The organism is Aeromonas sp. FDAARGOS 1411 (assembly GCF_019047125.1).
GTDB classification, from domain to species: domain Bacteria; phylum Pseudomonadota; class Gammaproteobacteria; order Enterobacterales; family Aeromonadaceae; genus Aeromonas; species Aeromonas veronii.
In genome coordinates this window covers 2,458,895-2,481,888 of record NZ_CP077214.1, presented here as the reverse complement: position 1 = coordinate 2,481,888, position 22,994 = coordinate 2,458,895, and the positions used below count along the sequence as shown (strand labels likewise).

The following is a 22,994-nucleotide window of genomic DNA, read 5'->3' as shown; positions in this document are numbered from 1 at the left end:
ATCTTCACAGAGGAGAGAGAAGGGAATGGCTAAGCGAATTCTGGTGGTCGAGGACGAAGCACCGATCCGCGAAATGCTCTGCTTCGTGTTGGAGCAGAAGGGATATGAGACGATTGAAGCGGAAGATTACGCCGATGGACTGGCGAAGGTGCGCGAACCCTACCCCGAACTCATCGTGCTCGACTGGATGATGCCGGGCGGCAGTGGCATCCAGTTTATCAAGCAGCTCAAGCAGGATGAGGTGATGCGCCAGATCCCGGTGGTGATGCTGACCGCCCGCGGTGAAGAGGAGGACAAGGTGCGTGGTCTGGAGGCCGGTGCCGACGACTACATTACCAAGCCGTTCTCGCCCAAGGAGCTGACTGCTCGCCTCCATGCGGTGATGCGCCGCGTGTCGCCAACCTCGGTGGATGAGGTGATCGAGGTGCAGGGGCTGAAACTCGATCCTGTCTCCCACCGGGTCAGTGCCGAAGAGAAGGCGCTCGACATGGGGCCGACCGAATTCAAGCTGCTTCACTTCTTCATGACCCACCCGGAGCGGGTCTACAGCCGTGAACAGCTGCTCAACAATGTCTGGGGTACCAATGTGTACGTCGAGGACAGAACCGTGGATGTGCATATTCGTCGCCTGCGCAAGGCGATTGAAGAGACAGGGCACGACAGATTGATCCAGACGGTGCGTGGAGCCGGATACCGCTTCTCAACCCGTCTCTAGAGGCAGTTATGTTGCAACCTTACGCCTGGCGGCGACAGTTGTGGCGAATGGCGTTTTTTTACGCCCCCTTCGCATTGGTTGGCTGGTTGGTTGATCACCTTGCTCTCTGCCTGCTGGTGGCGGCGGTGTTGCATCTGGGCTGGCACTATCGCTTCCAGAAGCGGCTCTCTGACTGGCTGTGGCACGACCGCAGCCTGGTGCCCCCCAGCGGCAATGGCAGCTGGGAGTACATCTTCAACGGTATCTACAAGCTGCAGCAGCGTCACCGCGCCCGTCGCCGCGAGCTGGCGGGGCTGATCCGCCGCTTCCGGGAGGGGGCCGAGGCGCTGCCCGATGCCGCCGTAGTGTTTCGCACCGATGGCAGCATCCTCTGGTGCAACCGGCTGGCGGAGCAACTGCTCGGTTTTCGCTGGCCGGAGGATGCCGGCCAGCATATCGGCAACCTCATTCGCAATCCGGCCTTTAACGCCTATCTGGGCAAGGGGGCGTATGACGAGCCCCTCGAGATGCACTCCCCGGTCAACGAGGAGAAGTTTCTCGAGTTTCGCATCATGCCCTACGCCTCCGATCAGGCGATGCTGGTGGTGCGGGATGTCACCCGCTTGCGCAGTCTCGAGAAGACCCGCAAGCACTTCGTCTCCAACGTCTCTCACGAGCTGCGCACCCCGCTGACCGTGCTCAAGGGCTATCTGGAGATGACCGAGGAGCCGCCCCCGCCCGCCATGTGGGCCAAGGCGCATCGGGTGATGATGGAGCAGACCATCCGGATGGACAATCTGGTCAATCAGCTACTCACCCTCTCCCGTATCGAGGCGGCCCCGACCGTGGATCTCTCCCACCTGGTGGACATGCCGGCCATGCTGGGGCTGCTGGAACAGGAGGCGCGAGCGCTCTCGGGCGAACGGGCCCACCAGATCGAATTTGTGGTGCAGCCCAATCTGCTGGTACGCGGGGATCAGGAGCAGCTGCGCAGTGCCGTCTCCAACCTGGTCTATAACGCCATCCACTACACCCCGGCGGGGCGAAAAATTACTGTGGAGTGGCGCAAGCAGGGGGCGATGGCGCTGTTCGCCGTGAGCGATGAAGGGGAGGGGATTGCCCCCGAGCATCTGGCGCGGCTGACCGAGCGGTTCTATCGGGTCGACAAGGCACGCTCGCGCCACACCGGCGGCTCAGGCTTGGGCCTTGCCATCGTCAAGCATGCCCTCAGTCATCACGACTGCCAGCTCGATATCGAGAGCCGGGTCGGCCTTGGCAGCCGCTTCAGCTTTCTCATTCCTGGCCGCATGGTGGTGATTAAATAGTCTTTTATGGCAATGAGTTAGCTGCAAAAAGAGGGCCTTTGAACGGGCCCTCTTTTCATTTGTTCAAATCTGTCGCCATGTCATTAAAGTGTCACATTAAATCCATAAATTTGTCACTGCCAGGTCAGATACTGGCGCCGTCTTAAGAACGGACCTTCTGTAACTTTGGAGAGATTGGATGAAACTCAACAAACTGGCTGGTGTAATCGGATTCACCGCAGCAACCCTGTTTTCTGTCAGCGCCCTGGCTGCCGGTGTGGATAAAGACCTGCCGGATTACACACCGACCAGCGGCATTTCGGGCAACCTGTCCTCTGTCGGCTCGGACACCCTGGCCAACATGATGACCCTGTGGGCCGAAGAATTTAAGCGTTTGTACCCCAACGTCAACGTGCAGATCCAGGCCGCCGGTTCTTCTACCGCCCCGACTGCCCTGACCGAAGGTGTTGCCCAGTTCGGCCCGATGAGCCGTGCCATGAAGGCCGGTGAAGAGGAAGCATTCGAGAAGCGTTACGGCTACAAGCCGACTGCCATCCGCGTTGCAGTCGATGCCCTGGCGGTGTTCGTCAACAAGGACAACCCCATCAAGGGGCTGACCATGCCGCAGATCGACGCCATCTTCTCCAGCACCCTCAAGTGCGGCGAAGCCAAGGCTGCCACCAAGTGGTCTGATCTGGGTCTGGATGGCAACTGGTCCTCTAAGGATCTGCAACTGTTCGGTCGCAACTCCGTATCCGGTACCTACGGTTACTTCAAGGAGCACGCCCTGTGTAACGGCGACTTCAAGAGCGGCGTGAACGAGCAGCCGGGTTCTGCCTCCGTGGTGCAGTCTGTCTCTGCCTCCCTGAACGGCATCGGCTACTCCGGTATCGGTTATGTCACCTCCGGCGTGCGTGCAGTACCGCTCTCCAAAGATGGCAAGACCTTCATCGAAGCGACCTCCGATAACGCCATCACCGGCAAGTATCCGCTGTCACGCTTCCTGTACGTTTACGTGAACAAGCATCCGAACAAGCCGCTCTCCCCGATGGAGCAAGAGTTCGTCAAGATGATGCTCTCCAAAGCAGGCCAGAACATCGTTGCCAAAGATGGTTACGTGCCGGTGCCGGCCAAGGTGGTACAGGCTGACCTGAAAAAGCTGGGTATCATGTAACTGCCTGCAGTCAGCATGCCCTGATAAAACGAGCCCCAAGCGGGCTCGTTTTGTTTTTGGCGGCTGTCAGTTTTGTTAATAGCGCAGGATGGATATTTTTCCGCCAGCCGGGGGCTGGCTCCCTTGCGTAGCCGGGCGGCATTTCCGAGAATAGGGCAACGTTATGGCAAAGGATCCCTTCATGATTGCGTCCCTCACCAAGTTTGGCATGGTAGCCCTCTGTAGTTCCCTGCTGGTCGCCTGCGCCCAGTCGCCGACCGGCCGCAGCCAGATGCTGCTCTACTCTCCCCAGCAGATGAACCAGCTGGGCGCCGACTCCTTCGAGCAGATGAAGAAGCAGGAGAAGGTGAGCAAGGATGCCAAACTCAACGCCTATGTCTCCTGTGTCGCCAAGGCGGTGACCGCCCAGGTGCCAGCCAGCTATGGCATCACCAACTGGGAAGTGGTGGTGTTTGACTCCAAACAGGTCAACGCCTTCGCCCTGCCCGGCGGCAAGATTGGTGTCTACAGCGGCCTGCTCAAGGTGGCCAAGAATCAGGATCAGCTGGCGACCGTCATCGGCCACGAGCTGACTCACGTGCTGGCCCAGCACTCCAACGAGCGACTCTCGCGTAGCCAGCTGGCGGGGATCGGTCTGGCGGCTGCGGACATCGCCATGGGCACCAGCGAGTATCGCGGCGCCACCATGGCCGCCCTTGGCCTCGGGGTCGAGGTGGGGGTGATGTTGCCCTATGGCCGTACTCAGGAGAGCGAAGCGGATCGGCTGGGGCTTGAGCTGATGGCGCGCGCCGGGTTCAATCCGGCCGAGGCGATCCCCCTGTGGCAAAACATGAGTGCCGCCGCTGGTGGCAACTCCCCGCCGCAACTGCTCTCCACCCACCCGAGCAACGAGAACCGGATCGCCGAGTTGCAGGCGCAACAGGCGCAAGTGCTGCCGCTCTATGAGCAGGCCCGCGCCAACGGTCTGGTGCCCCAATGCAAGGCATAAGCCTGCGCATGGCGCGCAGCGACGATGCCGCCGCCATGACGGTGATGCAGCGAGCCAGCTGGCTCGCTGCCTATGGCCAGGTGCTCGGCGCCGACCTGCTGGAACAGCTCGATGTCACCGCTCATCTGCAGATCTGGCAGAGCCGTCTGGCCGAACCGGGCCCAAGGCCCATGCTGCTTTGTCTCGACGAGGTGGTGATTGGCCTGCTCTACTGGCAACCACAGCAGGAAGCGGGACAGAGCCATGCCCTGATCCGCGCTTTTTACCTCCATCCCGACCACTGGCGACAAGGCTATGGCAAACGGTTGTGGCAGGCGGTGGCGATGCAGATGCGCCGCGCCGGTTGCCATAGCGTCAAATTGTGGCTGCTCGATGGCAACCACATCGGCGAGGGGTTTTACCTGCGCCGTGGCTTCGTTTTTGATGGCGAGGAGCGCACCCTGATAAGCCTCGGGCAGCCCTGCCTGCAGCGACAAATGAGCCGTTTACTCTGATCTCTCTCCCGTTTTTCGCCCTCGGTCACTTTATTTTTTTTGCGAATTAATACAATGTCCCCCCTGGACAGAGTTGGATAAACACGGGCTGACAAGGGAGTGCTGGCATGTATTACGGCTTTGATATCGGTGGCACCAAGATCGCCTTCGCGGTCTATGATGGTGCATTGAACCTCTGCCACGAGGAGCGCATGAGTACCCCGGGCAACGATTATGAGGGGTTGCAGCAGCTGATCCGCTCCCGGGTCGAGCAGGCGGATGCCCGCTTCGGCGCACGGGGCTCGGTCGGCATCGGTTTCCCCGGTGTCATCAACAGCCAGGATCACAGCATAGTGGCGGCCAATCTGCCCTCCATCAATGGTCGCCATCTGGGCGCCGATCTGGCCGAGCTGCTGGAGCGGCCGGTCAAGGTGGATAACGACGCCAACTGCTTCCTCTGGTCCGAAGTGCATCAAGGGGCTGCCGACGGCGCAGGCAGTGCGCTTGGTGTCACCATCGGCACCGGCATCGGCGGCGCCGTCTATCTGGCAGGCAAGCTTATTCAGGGGCGCAACTGGCTGGCTGGCGAGATTGGTCACTACCCCTTGCCCGCGACCATGCTGATGAAGTACCCCGAGTTGCCCCGTCCCCGTTGCGGTTGCGGTCGTCTGGTCTGTTTTGAAACCTATGCCTCCGGCACCGGTCTGGAGCGTCTCTATCACCATTTCCATGGCCAGCGCGCCACGGGTCACCAGATTGTGGGACGCTTCGAGGCCCATGAACCCCATGCGGTCGAGACGGTCGACTGCTGGCTGGAGATCATGGCCGCCGGGCTTGCCACCGCCATTTCGGTGATTGATCCCGAAGTGGTGGTGTTGGGGGGCGGCCTGAGCGGCCTGCCCGCCCTCTATGAACAGCTGCCGCTGCGTCTGCCCGGTCACTTGCTGCCCGGGGTCGCCCTGCCCGAGATCCGCCAGGCCCGCTTTGGCGGTGCCGGTGGTGTGCGCGGCGCAGCCTTGCTCAATCTATGAGATCAGATGTGGGGTCTGATCTCCCCGAAAAAGGAGTCCTCATGACCCGTCTTGAAATCTGTATCGACAACCTGGAATCCCTGTTTACTGCCCAGCAATCCGGGGCGGACCGCATCGAGCTCTGCTCTGCGCTGGGTCTGGGCGGCCTGACCCCCTCCTACGGTTTTATGCAGCAGGCAGCCCGTCACGCCACCGTGCCGGTTTATGCCATGATCCGCCCGCGTGCCGGGGATTTTTGCTTCAACGACGGCGAGTTCGAGATGATGCTGCAAGATATCGCGGCGGCACGCGCTGCGGGGCTGCAAGGGGTGGTGGTCGGTCTGCTGGATGAGGAGGGGCGGGTGCCTGCCGCCAAGCTCAAACAGCTGGTGGATGCAGCAGGATCGTTGGGGGTCACCTTCCATCGCGCCATCGACCTCTCCTCCGACTGGCGCCTCGATCTGGAGACCATAGTCGCTGCCGGTTGCGAGCGCATTTTAAGCTCGGGCCATGCGCCGACCGCGCTGGCGGGGCTGGAAACCCTGCAGGAGATGCAACAAGCGCTGGCAGGACGTGCCAGCCTGATGCCAGGGGCCGGGGTCAATGCCGACAACGTGCGGACCATTATCGAGTTCACTGGGGTGAGCGAAGTGCATATGTCCGGCATGGGCTGGCGTGGTGGCATGGTACCCCATGGCGTCAATATGGGCACTTCGGACGATGGTCGGGTCAATATCACCGATGGCGCCAAGGTGGCTGCGGTCAGAGCCTTGCTGGATCGCGGTTAAGCAGATCGCCGCCGTTGGGCGGCGTTCATCCGCATCTTGTGTGAAGTTCCTCCCACTGACGGGGAAATCAGGGGCGCCCCCGGCAGCACCCCGGCCAAAAGTCTGATATTATCCCGCCTCTTTACTACATGGATCTGGAGCAACATCTCAATGTCCCAATACGACTCTATCGAACAGAAGGCCAGCTATGGCATCGGCCGCAACATGGGTGATCAGCTGGCGCAGCAAGCCTTCGCCGGTCTGGATATCCCGGCCCTGCAACAAGGTCTGGCAGATGCCCTGAATGGTCTGGAGTTCGCGGTCAGCCGTGACGATATCAATGATGCCTTCCAGGTGATCACTGCGCGTATGCAAGAAGAGCAGGAAGCCGCCGCCAAGGCCGCCGCTGCTGACGGCGAAGCCTTCCTGGCTGATAACGCCAAGCGCGCTGAAGTGAAGGTGACCGACTCCGGTCTGCAGTACGAAGTGCTGGTAGAAGGCAACGGTGCCGTTCCGGTAGCCGGTCAGTCCGTGCGTGTGCACTACCACGGAACCTTCACCCACGGTGGCGTATTCGACAGCTCTGTCGCTCGCGGCCAGCCGGCTGAATTCCCGGTAACCGGCGTGATCGCTGGCTGGGTTGAAGCGCTGCAGCTGATGCCGGTTGGTTCCAAGTGGAAGCTCTACATCCCCCACGATCTGGCCTACGGTGCCCGTGGTGCGGGCTCCATCCCGCCTTACTCTGCGCTGGTATTTGAAGTCGAGCTGCTGGACATCCTGTGATCCTGCTGGCTTGATGCAAACGGCGACCCTCGGGTCGCCGTTTGTTTTTGGGTTATGTGATAGACAGCATTTGTCGCGACCAGCGGGCTGGAAAGGAGAAAAGGGCGGCTCTTTTGCGCTTTTTACTGGTTTTTTCAGAAACGGGAACAGGCATACTGCGACTCATTAGAGAGGATAAGGAGAACCCGATGAGCAAGAAGATGAAGAAAGTAGCGGGGCTGGCTCTGTTGCTGCTGAGCATTCCGGCCAGTGCCGACGCCATGCGCTGCAAGAACGCCCTGATCACCGAGGGAGACACCACCGCCGAGATGCTGCTCAAGTGCGGTGAGCCGATGTTGCGTGAAGAGCTCAATCGCAACGAGGAGAACCAGTTTGGCAACATGGTGCAGGTCAAATATGGTGAACGCTGGACCTACAACTTCGGCAAGAACGAGTTCATGCGCTTTGTGACGGTGCGCAACGGCATCATTACCGATATCGAAAACGGCCCGCGCGGCGAGTAGCCGGCGGGCAAAGCATGGATGCACAACAGACAGTAGGGCAAGACCCTTTGACTCACATGTCCGGCAAGGGGTCGCGGTGACCAAGTTGTCTGACCGCCAGATTGATCTGGCGAGCCAGTCTTAGCCGCTGGCGGCAGGTCAGGCCATGGAGGCTGATCCTGCCCGCATTGAATTCAAATGTCCCCAGCGACTCGATGGCAAAATAGCCTCGATGAAAGCTCTTGATGTAGCGAGCGATCTGCCGTGGGGATAACTGCTTGAATACCTTCATCACACGGTTCCCTGATTGCCTGGACAGGGCACACTATGGTGTCGGTCGATGACACTGATATGACGGTTTATAAAGATTTGCATGAATCCTTATTTTGCCAGTGAGTTCGGCAAATTGATGGCGTCATCGAAAAAGTTGTGCCATGACAAACCACCGCACCGATATACTGCGGGCTTGAATGGAACAAATAAAAGGGCCTGTGCGTGGAATGGGTTGATGTGGTGGACGGGAATAACCGGGTGATTGGCGTGGCCGAGCGAGCCAAGGTGCGGCGGGAGAATCTCTGCCATCGCGCCAGCTATATTCTGGTGCTCGACGACGCGGATCGGATCCTGGTGCAGCGACGCACCCTCAGCAAGGATTTCTGCCCCGGCATGCTGGATGCCTGCGCCGGTGGCGTGGTCACCACCGGTGAGGAGATGGAGCGCTCCGCCCGGCGCGAGCTGGCCGAGGAGCTGGGGATTATGGATGTTCCTCTGCAGGGTTTTGGCAGCTTTTATGCAGAAGGGGAGGGCTACCGGGTCTGGGGTGGCCTCTTCAGTTGCCACTATCAGGGGCCGCTGCAGTTGCAGGCCGAAGAGGTGAGCGCGGTGCACTGGATGAGCCTGGCCGAGATCGCCGAGCGTGCCAGCGAATTTACCCCCGACTCCCTGCTCGCCATCGCCACCTGGCAGGCGAGACGCTGACCAACTTCATATATCCTCTTCTCCAGAGACAAGACGGGCAGCCTGATGGCTGCCCGTCTGCCTTTGTGCATTTACTTGGTCTGCTACACCAGCTTGAGGCGCCGGTTGGTGCGCCCGCAAGCGCTCGGTTTGGCGAGCCAGTGACCTTGCCAGTCGGTGGCTAGCCGCAGCAGCGGATACTCGAGATCGAGCCGGGTCACCACCAGCTGGCCGGTCTCGTCGCCGCTCACGGGGTTGCCGCTGGCGGGATCGATGATCTCGATGATGCAGCTCTCGTTGACGATAAAGCCCTGACCGGGCTGACTCTCGTAGGCCACCACCCCTACATCCTGCCACACCAGACAGTTGAGGGCCGCAATGCCGTGAATGGCGCGCAGTGGCGTGGTTTCCGGGTGAGAGGCTTCACACAGCAGGGCGCGGCGCAGCGAGTCGGTCGGGATCTCCGCCGCTTCGGCCGCTTCCAGCAGGTCGAGCAGGGTCACCAGCGGGCCAACGTAGCCGGTAGGTTGATAGCGCAGCAGCGCCTCCAGCTGGCGCTGGGTATCGTGGGGCCCGCAGGGCACCACGGGGGCGCCCAGCTGGCGGGCGCCGTTATCGAAAATAAAGGCGGTGGGGCCAGCATGATAGTCGTGGCCGTTGAGCATCACTTCCCCCGCCTTGAAACCGGCGGCAAACAGCGCCCGGGCGGCGCCCCACCAGTCTGCCCCGGCATATTCGGGAATGGCCAGCTGGCCCGGACAGGAGAAGACCCGCAACGCCTGACTGGCGGGGCGGCCGGTGAGACCGGCAAAGGGGGGATGAGCTTGCTGGGCGGCAAAGAGCTCTTTGCTGTCGAGCAGTGGCAGGGTGGCCAGCTCTGCCAGATCCTCGAGGCGGCACTGGCGATAGGCGCTGGAGTAACCGGCGCAATATTGACTGACATGGGTAAGCTGATGATTGAGCTGGTCCAGTTGCTGCTGTTCGCGCATGGCGGGGGGACGAATTTCCAGACCATCGTAATAGTGTTGCATGGGGCCTCCTGGCGCCGTGAAACCAGCTCAAGAGTAGTCTGCCCAAGGGGAAAATGCCTGCCGCTATCCATGGTCAGGCTCAGAGCCTCTGTTAGGCGGCATCGTCACTCTGGGATAAACTGGCGACTTCCCATCACGACTCAGGACGAGAAATCATGATTGCTGTAGGACAACCCCTGCCTGCGGGCGAATTTACCTTTATCACCGTCGAGGGCAAGCAGCTGCGGGATAGCAAGACGCTGTTCGCCGGTAAAAAAGTGGTGCTGTTTGCGGTACCCGGCGCCTTTACTCCCACCTGCTCCAATGCCCATCTGCCCGGTTATGTGGTGCTGGCCGATCAGTTTATAGCCAAAGGGGTGGATGCCATCTGTTGTCTGTCGGTCAACGACGCTTTCGTGATGCGGGCCTGGCAGACGGCCCAGAATGCAGAGGCGATCACCATGCTGGCGGATGGCGATGGCAGCTGGACCCGGGCGCTGGGCCTTGCCAAGGAGACCGGTGCCTTTGGCGGCGTGCGCGCCCAGCGCTTTGCGTTGATCGCCAACGATGGTGTGGTCGAGCAGCTGTTTGTGGAGGCACCGGGCAAGTTCGAGGTCTCCGATGCCGCGAGCCTGCTGGCTGCACTATGAAATGTTAATCACGGTTTGATTTCCCCTTGAAATGGAAGGTGGCACAGCTACACTGGCGCCACTTTCCCATGGTGCCTGCCCGTTCGGGCTGGCGCTTCGTTGCAGATAACAAGAGATGAAGATCCTATGACCCTGGCTTTTGTTGCCCTGATTGCCGGACTGGCGCTGCTGGTCTGGAGCGCAGACAAGTTTGTCGACGGCGCTGCCGCCACCGCCCGTTATGCGGGGATGCCGCCGCTGCTGATCGGCATGGTGATCATCGGTTTTGGTACCTCGGCCCCGGAGATGGTGGTCTCGGCGCTGGCGGCGTCCCAGGGCAATCCCGGGTTGGCACTCGGCAATGCCTATGGCTCCAACATCACCAATATCGCGTTGATCCTGGGTCTGACGGCACTGATCAGCCCTATCGCGGTGGCCTCTCAGGTTGTGCGCAAGGAGATCCCGATCTTGCTCGGTATTACCCTGCTCTCCGGCGCCCTGCTGATTGATGGTCATCTGGGCCGGATGGATGCGGTCATTCTGGGGGCCGTCTTCGTTGCTCTGATGGGCTGGTCCATCTGGGCTGGCCTGAATGGCAAGGGAGATGCGCTGGATACCGAGACCGCCGAGGATATCGAGAGCGAGGGGATGTCCCTCAAGAGCGCTATCTTCTGGCTGGTGGTCGGGCTGGTGCTGCTGATCGGTGCTTCCCGTCTACTGGTCTGGGGGGCGGTGACCATCGCCCAGGCGCTCGGCATCAGCGATCTGGTGATTGGTCTCACCATAGTCGCGGTAGGGACCTCTCTGCCGGAGCTAGCCTCGTCGCTGATCGCCATTCGCAAGAACGAGCATGATCTGGCCCTTGGCAACGTGCTCGGCTCCAACCTGTTCAACACCCTGGCGGTGGTGGGGATCGCGGCGGGCATCCACCCGCTCGATGTGGCGCCGGAGGTGCTCACCCGTGACTGGAGCATCATGATGGGGCTGACCCTGTTGCTGCTGGTGATGTGCCTGGGCCGCAAGGGACAGGGCCGCATCAACCGGTTGGAGGGGGGCGTGCTGCTCACCTGCTTCGTTGCCTATACCGGCTGGCTGCTGACCAGTCAGTTTATCTGATAGGGGTTGGTGAAATGAGAGAGGGGGAAGCTCAAGCTTCCCCCTCTTGTTTTTGCCCAGTGAACCTGTTGGCGAGCGAGCGGTGTGCTCAGGCTACTGCCACCAGCTTCTGCCCCTTCTGGCTGCTGTCCAGAATGAGGATGCTGGCCTTGGGGAAGAAGTTGAAGGTGGAGGCGGAGGCCCAGGTGTAGGCGCCCATCACCTTGCCAACCACCAACTCGCCGATAGCCAGATCCGGCAGCATGATGCCATCGCGGATCACATCCACGCTGTCGCAGGTGGGGCCGGAGAGCACCGAATTGTGCTGCTCGCCACTGGCATAAGGCGTGCTCACCGGATAGGTGACGTGGTCATAGAGCTGGCCGTTGTAGCTGCCGTAGAGACCGTCATCCAGGTAGTACCAGATCTTGTCGCCACGGTGGGCCTTGCCCATCACGCTGGAAACCGAAGTCATGGCCGGTGCGCTGATAAAGCGGCCCGGTTCGGCAATCTTCTGCACGGTAGCGGGCAACTTGGCCAGCGCTTCGCGGATCGGGGCGCAGAAGCCGTCGATATCGAACTCGCCCCCTTCATAATCCACCGGGAAACCGCCGCCGATATCCAGCACCCAGGGCTTGAGCCCGAGCGCCCAGGCCTGCTCCATGATCTCGCGGCAGGCGTCGATGGCCTGCACATGGCGACGGGCGTGGGGTACCTGGGAGCCGACGTGGAACGACAGCCCCATCACCTTGATCCCCTTGGCGTGGGCCAGTTGCAGCAGCGGCAGCGCCTGCTCCGGAGTGCAGCCGAACTTCTTGGAGAGATCGACCTTGGTCTCGGGGTTGGGGAAGCTGACCCGCAGCAGCAGTTTCACTTCGTCCTTGTAGGGAATGAACTTTTCCAGCTCCAGCGGGTTGTCGTAGACAAACACGGTGCAGCCGAACTCGAGCGCGTAACGGATATCGCTGTCGCGCTTGATGGGATGGGTATGAATGCAACGTCCCGGGCGAACCCCCTGACTGCGCACCAGATCCACTTCGCCATTGGTGGCCAGATCGAAACAGGCCCCCTCTTCCTTCAAGACAGAGACCACCGCCTCATGGGGCAGGGGTTTGAGTGCATAGTGCAATCGTACATCGGGCAGGGCTGCGGCCAGGGCCCGATACTGTTTGCGGACGACTGCCTTGTCGAGCAGCAGCAGGGGGGAGCCGAATTGTTCAACCAGCTGACGGTAATCTTGTGCGACCACATCTTTTGCAACCAGGGTCTCGTTCATTCTCTTTTGGTCATCCTTAGGGGGCGTGATATGCCCAAGCCATATGCGATTGAACCGGCGACGGCCGGGTCAGGCGAGCGGTCCGGTGGGACCAACCGAACACAGTGCATAAATTGATGGCAAAGTGCTTGGTTATGCAGCGGATTATCGGCTTATTGATTCTGTGTGCAAGCATTTTGATTGGATATGTCGGCAAGATTTTCTTGGCGAAACGAGAGGGATCACTGTTCTCTATCCGCCATTTTTCCCGTTTGGGCCACATTTGATCCGTGAGAGCCTAACTTGTTGATAGTTAACTAATATTTAACATTCTTGCCGCGGTTCTGGCGGTCACTAAAAAAATATAAATGGGGGCGGCCAAGTGCGAGACAGCTCACATTTTTTGGATTAACATGCCGACTTCCTAATCCAAACTAGTTCGGATGAAGGTAGCAGGAGAGCGATGGGCAACCATCCACCGAAGAAGTGAATCTTTCAGGTACCGGGCAACCGGTGTGGACTGCTACTGGACGATACTCTGGAGAGACCCGTTAAATCGGGCGCCGAAGGAGCAAGGCACCATGACTACCCGCAAGGGCAGGCTGGCGCCGGAAACTCTCAGGCAAAAGGACAGAGGGGATGGGATGGTTGTACCTGGGCTTGGCCCGCATCCGATCGCCTCTGGCCGATCGCGACACCTATGGGAAGATCATCCTTCTCCTCCTTAATTTCTGTTTCTTAAGGAGGATGCATGTCATCAATTCAATCGGCGTTAACCGCCATCGATAGCTTTATCTGGGGGCCGCCCCTGCTGATCCTGCTGGTCGGGACCGGTATCTATCTCACCCTGCGTCTGGGTCTGCTTCAGGTCGTGCGTTTGCCGCTCGCTCTGCGGCTGGTCTTTGGCCGCGATCAGGGGCAGGGCAAGCAGGGGGATGTCTCCAGCTTCGGCGCCTTGTGCACCGCTCTCTCTGCCACCATCGGTACCGGCAACATCGTCGGGGTGGCCACCGCCATCAAGCTCGGCGGCCCCGGTGCCCTGTTCTGGATGTGGATGGCGGCGCTGTTCGGCATGGCCACCAAGTACGCCGAGTGTCTGCTGGCGGTCAAATATCGAGAGCAGGATGCCAACGGCCAGATGGCGGGTGGCCCCATGTACTATCTGGAGAAGGGGCTCGGTTCCAAGCCGCTGGCCAAGCTGTTTGCCCTGTTTGGTATCGGTGTGGCTTTCTTTGGGATCGGTACCTTCCCGCAGGTCAATGCCATCTCCGACGCCATGAGCCTCTCCTTCTCGGTGCCCCGTGAAGCGACTGCCGTGGTGCTGACCCTGATCGTGGCGCTGGTGACCCTGGGGGGGATCAAGTCCATCTCCAGCGTGTCGAGCAAGGTGGTGCCCTTCATGGCCATCTTCTACATCGTCGCCTGTCTGGGCGTGCTGGTGAACAACGCCAGCGCCCTGCCCGATGCCGTCATGCTGGTTATCGAGAGTGCCTTCACCGGCCATGCGGCGACCGGCGGCTTCGTCGGCGCCAGCATCATGCTGGCCATTCAGTCCGGGGTGGCGCGCGGGGTCTTTTCCAACGAATCGGGACTTGGCTCTGCACCCATCGCGGCGGCGGCGGCCAAGACCGATTCGTGCGTAGAGCAGGGGCTGGTCTCCATGACAGGTACCTTCATCGACACCATCATCATCTGCACCATGACCGGCCTGACCCTGGTGGTCACAGGCGTGTGGAGCGGCGATGCAAGCGGCGCGGCCATGACCAGTCTGGCCTTTGCCCAGGGGCTCGATGCTCATGTCGGCCAGTATCTGGTGAGCATTGGCCTGCTGTTCTTCGCCTTTACCACCATCCTTGGCTGGAACTACTACGGCGAGCGCTGCACCGAGTACCTGTTCGGGGTGAAGGCGATCAAGCCCTATCGTCTGGTCTATCTGGCGCTGGTGGCGAGCGGTGCTTTCCTCCATCTGGACATGATTTGGCTGCTGGCCGATATCGTTAACGGCCTGATGGCGGTGCCCAACCTCATCGGCCTGATTGGTCTGCGCCATGTGGTGATCGCCGAGACCCGCGCCTACTTTAGCCGGGATCTGGATAGCGAAGCCGAGCCGGAGCCGCAGACGGCCTGAATGCCTCGGCCCGTTTCACGTGTCCATTGAAAAGAACAAGCCACGACTCCGGTCGTGGCTTTTTGTGCGCAGTGTTTCTGGATGAGTACTTCCCCTCTCCCTTCGGAATAAGGTCAGGATGGGGGGGATAGCCCCTCGCTCAGCAGGCTATCCAGACGTGCTCGCACTTTCTCTACCAGTGCCTGATCGCTACCGCGCCAATCGATGCAGCTTGCCAGCGTGGTGGAGGTTCTCGCCATAAAACGCAGTTCGCCGCCCGCCAGCTCGTAGAAGCGGCTCGCCATTCTGGTTCCCTCATCCACATCACCCGCCACCAGCAGCATGGCTTGTGCCAGCACGGCGCCCTGGTGATCCTGCCCCGGCGCCAGCCAGCGCTGGGCAGTGCCGGTGATCTTGCGTCCCCCGATCACCAGATTGTACTGACCATCGCAAAAGGATCCGGGCACGAAGTCATAGCTTCCCTCAAGGCCGTACTCCGCCAACAGGGTCAGCAGCGGCGCCCCCAGCAGCCGGTAGTAGTGGGCGAGATCTGTGGTGGTGCGGGGCAGCAGCAGGGATAGGTTGAGGATCCCCGCCCCGTGGGGCACGGCGGTGCCACCGCTGTCGCGCACATGCACTGGCCAGCCTTCAGCTGCAAGTTGCTGGCAGGCGGCTTCGTAATGGGGGAGGCGGGTATCTTTGCGAGTGACAATCAGGCATTGGGGCGCCTGCCACAGGTGAGCGCGGGGCTGGCCGTCATGGGCACAGTCGCGCAGCCAGTTCTGCTCTTGCGCCAGTATCTGTGCGGGTGAAGCGGTATTGGATAGGGGGGAGAGCAGGCGATAGGGCATGGCGGCATCCTCAAAAAAGGCTGCCCAGCACACTACCCGTGGCGACTGGCAAGGTAAAGCCCCGCAGTGCGGGGCTGTTTGCTATCGGTAGGCTGTGTTTCAGGAGTGGCGCGCTTCGCGCTTGGGCAGCAGCAGGTTGAGCACGATGGCGGTAATGCCACCGGTGGCGACGCCGTAGGAGAGCACGCTCTTGGCCAGCTCCGGCAGGTGTTGCAGCACTTCCGGCACCTGGGCGACTCCCAGCCCCATGGCCAGCGACACTGCCAGGATCATCAGGGCGCGGCGATCCAGCTCCTCGCGGGCAATGATGCGCACGCCAGCAGCAGCGATGGTGCCGAACATCACGATAGTGGCGCCCCCCAGCACGGGCTCGGGGATCTGCTGTACCAGGCTGGCGACCGCCGGGAACAGGCCAAGCAGCGCCAGCATGGCGGCGATAAAGAGCCCGACGTGACGGCTGGCGACGCCGGTCAGCTGAATAACGCCGTTATTCTGGGCGAAGGTGGACATGGGGAAGGTGGAGAAAACCGCCGCCAGTATGGAGTTGGCACCATCGGCCAGCACGCCGCCGTTGATCCGCTCCATATAGACAGGCCCTTCCAGCGGCTCGCCGGAGATGTCCGAGGTGGCGGTCATGTCGCCGATCGCTTCGAGCGCCGTCACCACGAAGATGATGGCGAGCGGCACGAACAGCTGCCAGTCAAAGCCTAGGCCGTAGTGGAGCGGAATGGGCACCATCACCAGCGGACCGTCGAAGGTGGGGGCGCTCACTTTGCCCAGCAGCAGCGCCACGGCATAGCCCGCCAGCATGGCGATCATGATGGCGGAGAGGCGCAACCAGGGATTGCGACTGCGTTGCAGCAACACGATAAGGCCGAGCACCAGCAGGGAGAGGAAGAGGTTGGTGTGACTGGCGAAGCTGCCATCAGAGAGGGCTGCATAGCCGCCGCCCATGCTGATCAGGCCCACTTTGATCAGGGTCAGGCCGATCAGCAGCACCACTATGCCGGTCACCAGCGGGGTGATGATCCGTTTCACCAGATGGAGGAAGCGGCTCATCACCACGATAGTGAGTGCGGCAACCATCATGGTGCCAAACAATGTGCCCAACAGATCCTCGGTGGGCATGGCCGCCTGTTTGAGGGCGAGACCGGAGGCGATGATGGGGCCGAGGAAGTTGAAGCTGGTGCCCTGTACCGAGAGCAGGCCGGAACCGATGGGGCCGAAGCGGCGGGTTTGAATGAAGGAGGCGATGCCGGACATGACCAGCGACATGGAGACGATATAACGGGTGTCGGCGGCAGGGAGGCCGAGGGCATTGGCGATAATCAGGGGCGGGGTAATGATGGCGACAAACATGGCGAGCATATGCTGCAGGGCGGCGAACAGCGTCTGGGGCAGAGGCGGGACATCCTCTATGCCATAGACCAGTTCGCTATGGGCTCGCCTGGGTGGATGTGCCTCTCGATTGGCGCGTGTGACAGCAGCCTGTTCCATAAGTACCTCGAATTGTGTGGGGAGGGGGAGAAAATTGGGCGCTATTGTAGTGATTGAAATGAGGCTGACCAGCGCTAATTATGCAAAAAAAGGTTTATTTTTTGATGGGTTGAAACGTTTGCGCGCTGCGATTATCATCTGTCGGTTTGTGTGACCGACCTCTCCTTTTTATTCTCCCCGCTAATGACATTTTTACCACTTTGTAGGTGTAGAATGAGCCCTCAGTATTCATCGTGGAGACTCTGGATGCTCAAGTTGTCAGAGTTCTGGAGTGCGAGGGTTCACTCCGAAGACTTTACTCGTACTCGCATGGGCTTTATGACGGTGCGTTTGCGCCTGCTGACCTGCTTGCTGATGCTCGGATTGCCCGCCTGGGCCGTGGTGGATTGGCTGACCTTGCCCGCCGTTCATTTCGAGCAGCTGTTCCAGGCCAGGATCTTCTGCACTCTGGCGCTCTCGCCACTTATTCCGCTCTCGTATCTCATCCACTTCAAGCGGGAGCGGATGAAGCTGGCCCTTGGCTACCTGATGGCCGTGATGATGCTCTTCTCCCTCTTCTGCCTGAACAGCTTTGGCGCCGGACAGGAGTTGCAGGCGGGCTATGCGGCCTTTCCCTATCTGCTGATCACCCTGTTTGCCATCTTCCCCATCCCCCTCTCCCTCGGCTTGCAACTGGCAGGTGTGGTGCTGGTGACCATGCTGCTGGGTCACTGGCTGCTGGTGGGCCAGAGCATCTGGAGTCAGGCCACCCTGAATCAGGTGTGGGTGCTCGGCATGTTTACCATGGCCAGTTGCTGGGTGCAGTGCGGCCAGCTCAACATGCTGCTGCGGCTCTATCGGGAATCGACCACTGATGAGCTGACCGGCATGATGAACCGCCGCCTGCTGATGAAGCAGCTGGAGCAGGCCAGAATCCGGCTGCAACTCAAGAAGAAGCCCTTTGCGGTGATGCTGCTGGATCTCGATCGCTTCAAGCGGATCAACGATATCTACGGCCATCTGGCGGGGGATGCGGTGCTCAAGGAGGTGGCGACCACCCTGGGGGAGCAGCTGGAGCCTGATATGGTGCTGGGGCGTTATGGTGGTGAAGAGTTTGCCATCCTGATGCACAACTGCGCCGATCCGGCGCTGGCGAGCAAAATGGCCGAGCGGCTGCGCATTGCCGTCGAGGCGCGGCTGGTGAAGAGCCCCACCTCGGACGAATTGCTGGAGGTGACGGTGAGTATCGGGATTGCCATGGCTCGTGCCGATGACACCATCGATATTCTGATCAACCGTGCCGACGAGTGTCTCTATCAGGCCAAGATGGCGGGACGCAACTGCGTGGTGGTCGAGGGGCAAAACCGCGCAAAAACAGATGCCGCCTGAGGGCGGCATCCTGTTGACAATGTGCTGGTGCGATCAGGCCAGCTTGTACTTGCCGGAGAGCTGCTGGGCCAGCAGCTTGAACATGTTGAAGACCGCCATGGTTTTGCCGGTCGGGGTGCCGTCTTCGGCCAGGAAATACTCCCCCTTGAACACCAGAATATCCCCCTTCTGCTCCACCGAATCGGCGCGCATACCGTGGATGAAGTCTTCATGCTCCTTGATGATCTTGTTGGCCATCTCAAGCAGGGCCGTCTCGGTGATCAGCTCTTTCTGTGGTTGCATGCTCGTCTCCTTAAACGACTACTGGACAGGGAAACCGTGGATCCCTGCCTCTGATTGAAGAGGCGCCCAGCATACTGCAAACAGGGTTTTTCTGTCATTGATATGACCCCGATTTGTGGCTGTTTATCCGATCACCAGATTCTTCAACCAGCAGCGCTGGCGAATACGGCGCTGCACCAGCAGCACCTTGCTAAGCTCCTCAAGCAAGACCACCGCCACCACCCAGGAGAGGGGCCAGCCGAGCAAAGTGACCGCCACCCAGGCGAGCGGGATGCCGATGCACCACATGCCGACAATATCGATGAAGATGCTGTAGTTCACATCGCCGCCAGAGCGCAGCACCCCGATGATCCCCACCATGTTGAACACCTTGAGCAGCATCCCGAGACACATGATGCCGAGCACCTGTCCCGCCTCCGTCATCAGCTCGGGGGGCAGGTTGCCGACCCACTGCAGCAGGTTGGCTTGCAGCAGCCAGACGATGATCCCCACCAGTAGCGCGCCAATCGGTGCCAGCAGCAGGAACAGCTGGGAGTGCTGCCAGGCAATCTCGTACTCCTCGGCTCCGAGCCGGTGGCCGAGCAGGGTGGAGCAGGCCACCGCCAGTCCGAAGAAGAGGGAGATAAGGATGCTTTCCAGGGTGCCGAGGGTGGTCATGATGGCCAGCGAATCGGTGCCAAGATGGGCATAGAGAAAGCCGTAAATCAGCATGCCGAAGGCCCAGAGGCCGTCATGGAACAGCAGCGGCAGGGCGATTAGGGTAAAGCGCACCACCTCCTTGCGCTTGAAGGCGGCCAGCCAGTCTGGTGCGCGCGGGATCAGGCGCGCCTCATAACGCTTTACGTAGAGCAGCAGCAGGGCTGTCTGCAGCAGCCGGGAAATGGTGGTGCCCCAGGCCGAACCGGCCACCCCCATCGCCTCGAAGCCGAAGTGACCGAAGATGAGGGCGTAGTTGAGGATGACGTTGGCGATGATGGCGATAATGCCGATGCGGGTCGGCGCGGCGGCATTGCCGACCGAGCGCAGGGCTGACTCCAGCGGCACCACGATGGCGGTACAGAGGATGGTGGCGCCGGTGATCATCAAGAATTGATCCGCCAGTGCCCGCAGTGCCGGATCCTGACTGGCAAAACCCAGCACGCTGCCCGGTGATAACACATAGATGAAGGCAAAGGGCAGGGTGACCAGCAGGGCGCCCACTATGGCCAGCGCCAGGGAGCGGCGCACCCCGGCCATCTCCCCGCGCCCGAAGTATTGTGCTGCCAATACCGAGACCCCGCCCGCGAGGCCCGCTATCACCAGCAGATTGAAAAAGAAGACCCGGTTACCCAAGCCGACCGCCGCCACAGCCGTGGTGCCAAGTTGGCTCACCATCATGATATCGATGAGGCCGAGCAGGGAGAACATCATGGATTGCAGCGAGACAGGCAGAGCCAGCCGCCACAATCGGGTCATGAACTCGCGATCGGTGGTTTGTTTTAAAATCGCTTGCCAATAATTCATAGTTGTTAACCGGGTATGAGAAAAGCAAGGTTTGTCAGGGGTATGATAGGGGCTGATAAGGCTCTTCTCACTGTGAGTAGCTCTCGATTTTCTTGTGTAAAACTATCCTGTTGAGGTGTTATGCCATTTGCCAGCGAGTGTCTGGAGATAGCGCCAGCCTGTGAAGAGCAGATGCTGGGACGTGAAGGGCTGCCCCTGCTCGGCGAGGCAGGGATCTTCCTGACCGGCCTCTCCCGCGTGCGGGATCACTACCTCATCCGCCGCAATCGCCCCGAGTTTCACATCCTGATGATGAGTCATGATGAGGGGGGCGCGCTGCTCACCGACGAGGGGGAGCAAGCCATTCCGGCCGGGTCGCTGATTTTCCTGCCCGCCGCCGTCCCCGGTGGTCTCAAGCTGATTGGCGAAAGCTGGCAGATCAGCTGGATTTTGCTCGATGACGTGCCGCGCTGGCAGCACCTGCATCGCCTTGGTCACCGTATCTGGCAAGGAGATGGCGGCGATCAGCTCTACCATCTGCTCAGCCTGATGCAGGGGGAAGGGGTTCGCTCTTCGCTGCAACCTCAACTGCTCAGCCTGTTGCTGGCGCTGCTGGAGCGCACCCTGCAAGGGGAGGTGCGCGGCACCCCTGAACTCAGATTGCAGGCTCTGTTTCGCCGGGTGGAGGCGCGCCTGGACGAACCCTGGAGTGTCGCCCTGCTGGCCCGACAGATGGCTTGCTCTGTACCCCATCTGCATCGCCTCTGCCAGCAAGCGTTCGGTATGGGGCCGATGGCGAGGGTGACCGAGCTCAGAATGAACAAGGCGCGCCAGCTGCTGCTCTATACCAACTGGCCACTTGGCGAGCTGGCGGCCCGGGTCGGTTACAGCGATGGGGCCAACTTTGCCAACCGCTTTCGTCGTCTGACTGGTCAGACCCCCGGCGCCTTTCGTCGACTGGGTCGCAAACCTTTTGCAACGGATGTGCAAACTCTTTGAAATTAATGAGACAAGCCCCTAGGATCGGCGGGTCCCTGCGTCTAGCTAACCGTTTAGGTACCAAGATCCATGTTTGAAGATAATAACCAGAAACGTCCTCTCTACATTCCCTACGCCGGTCCCGCCCTGCTGGAGACCCCCTTGCTCAACAAGGGCAGCGCCTTCACCAGCGAAGAGCGTAGCAACTTCAACCTCGAAGGTCTGTTGCCCCAGAATATCGAGACCATCGAAGAGCAGGCCGAGCGCGCCTATCGCCAGTTCATGGCGTTTGGTAACGACATGGACAAGCACATCTATCTGCGCAACATCCAGGATACCAACGAGACGCTCTTCTACCGTCTGCTGCACAACCACCTGACCGAGATGCTGCCCATCATCTACACCCCGACGGTGGGCAAGGCGTGCGAGGAGTTCTCCAATATCTATCGCCGCGCCCGTGGCCTGTTTATCTCCTATCCGGACAAGGACAGGATCGATGACATGCTGCAAAACGCCACCAAGCAGAACGTCAAGGTGATCGTAGTGACCGATGGCGAGCGGATCCTGGGTCTGGGTGATCAGGGGATCGGCGGCATGGGCATTCCCATCGGCAAGCTCTCCCTCTACACCGCCTGTGGCGGTATCTCGCCCGCCTACTGCCTGCCGGTGGTGCTGGATGTCGGCACCAACAACCAGCAACTGCTGAATGACCCCTTCTATATGGGGTGGCGCAATCCGCGTATCTCGGGAGATGAGTACGCCGAGTTTGTCGATGCCTTCATTCAGGCGGTCAAGCGCCGCTGGCCAGATATCCTGCTGCAGTTCGAGGATTTCGCCCAGAACAACGCCATGCCGCTGCTCAACCGCTACAAGAACGAGCTCTGCTGCTTCAACGACGACATTCAGGGTACTGCTGCTGTGACCCTGGGCAGCCTCATCGCCGCCTGCAAGGCTTCCGGTGCCAAGCTCTCCGAGAAGCGGGTTGCCTTTCTCGGTGCGGGCAGTGCCGGTTGCGGCATTGCCGAGCAGATCGTGGCACAGATGAAGGCCGAGGGGCTGACCGATGCCCAGGCCCGCAGCCGTGTCTTTATGGTGGACCGCTTCGGTCTTATCACCGACAAGATCCCCAACCAGCTCGACTTCCAGCGCCGTCTCTCCCAACCGGTGGAGCGCATCGCCGACTGGCCGGTGGGGGACAATATCTCCCTGCTGGAGGTAATGGAACATGGGCGCCCGGACATTCTGATCGGGGTCTCCGGCCAGCCGGGGCTGTTTACCGAAGAGGTGGTCAAGACCATGCACAAGCACTGTGCCCGTCCCATCATCTTCCCGCTCTCCAACCCCACCTCCCGGGTCGAGGCGACGCCGGCTGACCTCATCCGCTGGACCGACGGTCAGGCGCTGGTGGCCACCGGCAGCCCGTTCGCACCGGTGGAGCACAAGGGCAAGCGCTACGTCATCGCCCAGTGCAACAACTCCTTCATCTTCCCGGGGATCGGCCTTGGCGTCATCGCCTCCGGCGCCACCCGGGTGACCGACGCCATGCTGATGTCGGCCAGTCGCGCGCTGGCGGAGTGTTCACCGCTGGTGAAAGGGGAGGAGGGCTCCCTGCTGCCGGATCTGGCGGATATCCATCAGGTCTCCCGCTACATCGCCAAGATGGTGGCCAAGACAGCCATGCTGCAGGGCAAGGCGGTGCAGACCCCGGACGAGGTGATCGATCAGGCCATCGACGCCAACTTCTGGCATCCGGAATATCGCCGCTACCGCCGCACCTCGTTCTGATTTCTGCGGGAAGATGCAAAGCA

Annotated in this window: 23 protein-coding genes and 1 riboswitch; of the genes, 16 read left to right on the top strand and 7 right to left on the bottom strand. The window is 60.6% G+C overall.

The features are described 5' to 3' along the window. The first annotated feature begins 25 nt into the window (after nt 1-25). The 9 genes from phoB (at nt 26) to I6L41_RS10905 (ending at nt 7,696) form a co-directional block, all read left to right on the top strand. Nucleotides 26-715, top strand: a complete 690-nt coding sequence (gene phoB / locus I6L41_RS10945) for a phosphate regulon transcriptional regulator PhoB (RefSeq protein WP_216958803.1) — start codon at nt 26-28, stop codon at nt 713-715. An 8-nt stretch (nt 716-723) separates the two neighbouring features. Beyond that, the gene (gene phoR / locus I6L41_RS10940) at nt 724-2,019 is read left to right on the top strand and encodes a phosphate regulon sensor histidine kinase PhoR (protein WP_216958800.1); all 1,296 of its coding nucleotides are present in this window, start codon (nt 724-726) and stop codon (nt 2,017-2,019) included. A 178-nt stretch (nt 2,020-2,197) separates the two neighbouring features. After that, a complete protein-coding gene (locus I6L41_RS10935; protein WP_005338411.1) occupies nt 2,198-3,172 on the top strand; it encodes a PstS family phosphate ABC transporter substrate-binding protein in 975 nt (324 codons plus the stop codon). A 181-nt stretch (nt 3,173-3,353) separates the two neighbouring features. After that, nucleotides 3,354-4,160 carry a M48 family metallopeptidase gene (locus I6L41_RS10930; RefSeq protein WP_100654279.1) on the top strand — a complete coding sequence of 269 codons (807 nt, stop codon included), beginning with the start codon at nt 3,354-3,356 and terminating at the stop codon, nt 4,158-4,160. Beyond that, entirely contained in the window at nt 4,148-4,654 is a 507-nt protein-coding gene (locus I6L41_RS10925; RefSeq protein WP_005338408.1) for a GNAT family N-acetyltransferase, read from the top strand. The genes I6L41_RS10930 and I6L41_RS10925 overlap by 13 nt, the downstream gene beginning before the upstream one ends. A gap of 107 nt (nt 4,655-4,761) precedes the next feature. After that, the gene (locus tag I6L41_RS10920) at nt 4,762-5,664 is read left to right on the top strand and encodes an ROK family protein (protein ID WP_005343908.1); all 903 of its coding nucleotides are present in this window, start codon (nt 4,762-4,764) and stop codon (nt 5,662-5,664) included. A gap of 41 nt (nt 5,665-5,705) precedes the next feature. Further along, complete coding sequence (locus tag I6L41_RS10915; RefSeq protein ID WP_216958797.1) at nt 5,706-6,431, top strand: copper homeostasis protein CutC; 726 nt, start codon at nt 5,706-5,708, stop codon at nt 6,429-6,431. 150 nt (nt 6,432-6,581) lie between these two features. Next, entirely contained in the window at nt 6,582-7,193 is a 612-nt protein-coding gene (locus tag I6L41_RS10910; protein ID WP_005338405.1) for an FKBP-type peptidyl-prolyl cis-trans isomerase, read from the top strand. 188 nt (nt 7,194-7,381) lie between these two features. Further along, nucleotides 7,382-7,696, top strand: a complete 315-nt coding sequence (locus I6L41_RS10905) for a DUF2845 domain-containing protein (protein ID WP_033135134.1) — start codon at nt 7,382-7,384, stop codon at nt 7,694-7,696. Between the two features lie 52 nt (nt 7,697-7,748). Here the strand turns inward: I6L41_RS10905 and I6L41_RS10900 are convergent, their stop codons facing one another. Next, on the bottom strand, nt 7,749-7,967 hold the full coding sequence (locus I6L41_RS10900) for a DUF1107 family protein (protein WP_005338403.1): 219 nt from the start codon (nt 7,965-7,967) through the stop codon (nt 7,749-7,751). 203 nt (nt 7,968-8,170) lie between these two features. Between I6L41_RS10900 and yfcD the strand changes: the two genes are divergently transcribed. Further along, nucleotides 8,171-8,653 (top strand): NUDIX hydrolase YfcD, encoded by a 483-nt coding sequence (gene yfcD, locus I6L41_RS10895; protein ID WP_058059161.1) that lies wholly within the window; start codon nt 8,171-8,173, stop codon nt 8,651-8,653. Nucleotides 8,654-8,736: 83 nt separating this feature from the next. On the opposite strand, the gene I6L41_RS10890 is transcribed toward yfcD, so the two are convergent. Then, nucleotides 8,737-9,663, bottom strand: a complete 927-nt coding sequence (locus tag I6L41_RS10890) for a phenylacetate--CoA ligase family protein (RefSeq protein ID WP_216958794.1) — start codon at nt 9,661-9,663, stop codon at nt 8,737-8,739. 155 nt (nt 9,664-9,818) lie between these two features. On the opposite strand from I6L41_RS10890, the gene I6L41_RS10885 reads away from it, so the two are divergent. Continuing rightward, complete coding sequence (locus tag I6L41_RS10885; RefSeq protein ID WP_216958792.1) at nt 9,819-10,292, top strand: peroxiredoxin; 474 nt, start codon at nt 9,819-9,821, stop codon at nt 10,290-10,292. 126 nt (nt 10,293-10,418) lie between these two features. Next, nucleotides 10,419-11,387, top strand: coding sequence for a calcium/sodium antiporter (locus I6L41_RS10880; protein ID WP_216958789.1), 969 nt, complete (start codon nt 10,419-10,421; stop codon nt 11,385-11,387). 88 nt (nt 11,388-11,475) lie between these two features. Here I6L41_RS10880 and I6L41_RS10875 read toward each other — a convergent pair whose 3' ends face one another. Continuing rightward, entirely contained in the window at nt 11,476-12,642 is a 1,167-nt protein-coding gene (locus I6L41_RS10875; protein WP_216958786.1) for a type III PLP-dependent enzyme, read from the bottom strand. Between the two features lie 507 nt (nt 12,643-13,149). After that, a riboswitch (glycine riboswitch) is annotated at nt 13,150-13,265 on the top strand. 107 nt (nt 13,266-13,372) lie between these two features. Here I6L41_RS10875 and I6L41_RS10870 point away from each other — a divergent pair. Next, nucleotides 13,373-14,749 (top strand): sodium:alanine symporter family protein, encoded by a 1,377-nt coding sequence (locus tag I6L41_RS10870; protein ID WP_005338391.1) that lies wholly within the window; start codon nt 13,373-13,375, stop codon nt 14,747-14,749. A 113-nt stretch (nt 14,750-14,862) separates the two neighbouring features. On the opposite strand, the gene I6L41_RS10865 is transcribed toward I6L41_RS10870, so the two are convergent. Both I6L41_RS10865 and I6L41_RS10860 read right to left on the bottom strand, forming a co-directional pair. Then, nucleotides 14,863-15,579, bottom strand: coding sequence for a protein ligase (locus I6L41_RS10865; RefSeq protein WP_216958783.1), 717 nt, complete (start codon nt 15,577-15,579; stop codon nt 14,863-14,865). Nucleotides 15,580-15,678: 99 nt separating this feature from the next. Further along, nucleotides 15,679-17,076 carry a nucleobase:cation symporter-2 family protein gene (locus tag I6L41_RS10860; RefSeq protein WP_216958780.1) on the bottom strand — a complete coding sequence of 466 codons (1,398 nt, stop codon included), beginning with the start codon at nt 17,074-17,076 and terminating at the stop codon, nt 15,679-15,681. 246 nt (nt 17,077-17,322) lie between these two features. Between I6L41_RS10860 and I6L41_RS10855 the strand changes: the two genes are divergently transcribed. Then, nucleotides 17,323-18,444, top strand: coding sequence for a GGDEF domain-containing protein (locus I6L41_RS10855; RefSeq protein ID WP_005338383.1), 1,122 nt, complete (start codon nt 17,323-17,325; stop codon nt 18,442-18,444). 33 nt (nt 18,445-18,477) lie between these two features. Here I6L41_RS10855 and I6L41_RS10850 read toward each other — a convergent pair whose 3' ends face one another. Further along, on the bottom strand, nt 18,478-18,726 hold the full coding sequence (locus tag I6L41_RS10850) for a YciN family protein (RefSeq protein WP_005338382.1): 249 nt from the start codon (nt 18,724-18,726) through the stop codon (nt 18,478-18,480). 123 nt (nt 18,727-18,849) lie between these two features. Further along, the gene (locus I6L41_RS10845) at nt 18,850-20,229 is read right to left on the bottom strand and encodes an MATE family efflux transporter (RefSeq protein ID WP_047435970.1); all 1,380 of its coding nucleotides are present in this window, start codon (nt 20,227-20,229) and stop codon (nt 18,850-18,852) included. A 120-nt stretch (nt 20,230-20,349) separates the two neighbouring features. On the opposite strand from I6L41_RS10845, the gene I6L41_RS10840 reads away from it, so the two are divergent. Both I6L41_RS10840 and I6L41_RS10835 read left to right on the top strand, forming a co-directional pair. Then, the gene (locus I6L41_RS10840) at nt 20,350-21,207 is read left to right on the top strand and encodes an AraC family transcriptional regulator (RefSeq protein WP_162628346.1); all 858 of its coding nucleotides are present in this window, start codon (nt 20,350-20,352) and stop codon (nt 21,205-21,207) included. Nucleotides 21,208-21,276: 69 nt separating this feature from the next. After that, the gene (locus I6L41_RS10835) at nt 21,277-22,971 is read left to right on the top strand and encodes an NAD-dependent malic enzyme (protein ID WP_005338379.1); all 1,695 of its coding nucleotides are present in this window, start codon (nt 21,277-21,279) and stop codon (nt 22,969-22,971) included. The last annotated feature ends 23 nt before the right edge of the window (nt 22,972-22,994 follow it).

Coding starts and splice junctions, on each gene's coding strand:
- phoB (WP_216958803.1), top strand. CDS start 26: ATGGCTAAGCGAATTCTGGTGGTCGAGGACGAAGCACCGATCCGCGAA.
- phoR (WP_216958800.1), top strand. CDS start 724: ATGTTGCAACCTTACGCCTGGCGGCGACAGTTGTGGCGAATGGCGTTT.
- I6L41_RS10935 (WP_005338411.1), top strand. CDS start 2,198: ATGAAACTCAACAAACTGGCTGGTGTAATCGGATTCACCGCAGCAACC.
- I6L41_RS10930 (WP_100654279.1), top strand. CDS start 3,354: ATGATTGCGTCCCTCACCAAGTTTGGCATGGTAGCCCTCTGTAGTTCC.
- I6L41_RS10925 (WP_005338408.1), top strand. CDS start 4,148: ATGCAAGGCATAAGCCTGCGCATGGCGCGCAGCGACGATGCCGCCGCC.
- I6L41_RS10920 (WP_005343908.1), top strand. CDS start 4,762: ATGTATTACGGCTTTGATATCGGTGGCACCAAGATCGCCTTCGCGGTC.
- I6L41_RS10915 (WP_216958797.1), top strand. CDS start 5,706: ATGACCCGTCTTGAAATCTGTATCGACAACCTGGAATCCCTGTTTACT.
- I6L41_RS10910 (WP_005338405.1), top strand. CDS start 6,582: ATGTCCCAATACGACTCTATCGAACAGAAGGCCAGCTATGGCATCGGC.
- I6L41_RS10905 (WP_033135134.1), top strand. CDS start 7,382: ATGAGCAAGAAGATGAAGAAAGTAGCGGGGCTGGCTCTGTTGCTGCTG.
- I6L41_RS10900 (WP_005338403.1), bottom strand. CDS start 7,967: ATGAAGGTATTCAAGCAGTTATCCCCACGGCAGATCGCTCGCTACATC.
- I6L41_RS10890 (WP_216958794.1), bottom strand. CDS start 9,663: ATGCAACACTATTACGATGGTCTGGAAATTCGTCCCCCCGCCATGCGC.
- I6L41_RS10885 (WP_216958792.1), top strand. CDS start 9,819: ATGATTGCTGTAGGACAACCCCTGCCTGCGGGCGAATTTACCTTTATC.
- I6L41_RS10880 (WP_216958789.1), top strand. CDS start 10,419: ATGACCCTGGCTTTTGTTGCCCTGATTGCCGGACTGGCGCTGCTGGTC.
- I6L41_RS10875 (WP_216958786.1), bottom strand. CDS start 12,642: ATGAACGAGACCCTGGTTGCAAAAGATGTGGTCGCACAAGATTACCGT.
- I6L41_RS10870 (WP_005338391.1), top strand. CDS start 13,373: ATGTCATCAATTCAATCGGCGTTAACCGCCATCGATAGCTTTATCTGG.
- I6L41_RS10865 (WP_216958783.1), bottom strand. CDS start 15,579: ATGCCCTATCGCCTGCTCTCCCCCCTATCCAATACCGCTTCACCCGCA.
- I6L41_RS10860 (WP_216958780.1), bottom strand. CDS start 17,076: ATGGAACAGGCTGCTGTCACACGCGCCAATCGAGAGGCACATCCACCC.
- I6L41_RS10855 (WP_005338383.1), top strand. CDS start 17,323: ATGCTCAAGTTGTCAGAGTTCTGGAGTGCGAGGGTTCACTCCGAAGAC.
- I6L41_RS10850 (WP_005338382.1), bottom strand. CDS start 18,726: ATGCAACCACAGAAAGAGCTGATCACCGAGACGGCCCTGCTTGAGATG.
- I6L41_RS10845 (WP_047435970.1), bottom strand. CDS start 20,229: ATGAATTATTGGCAAGCGATTTTAAAACAAACCACCGATCGCGAGTTC.
- I6L41_RS10840 (WP_162628346.1), top strand. CDS start 20,350: ATGCCATTTGCCAGCGAGTGTCTGGAGATAGCGCCAGCCTGTGAAGAG.
- I6L41_RS10835 (WP_005338379.1), top strand. CDS start 21,277: ATGTTTGAAGATAATAACCAGAAACGTCCTCTCTACATTCCCTACGCC.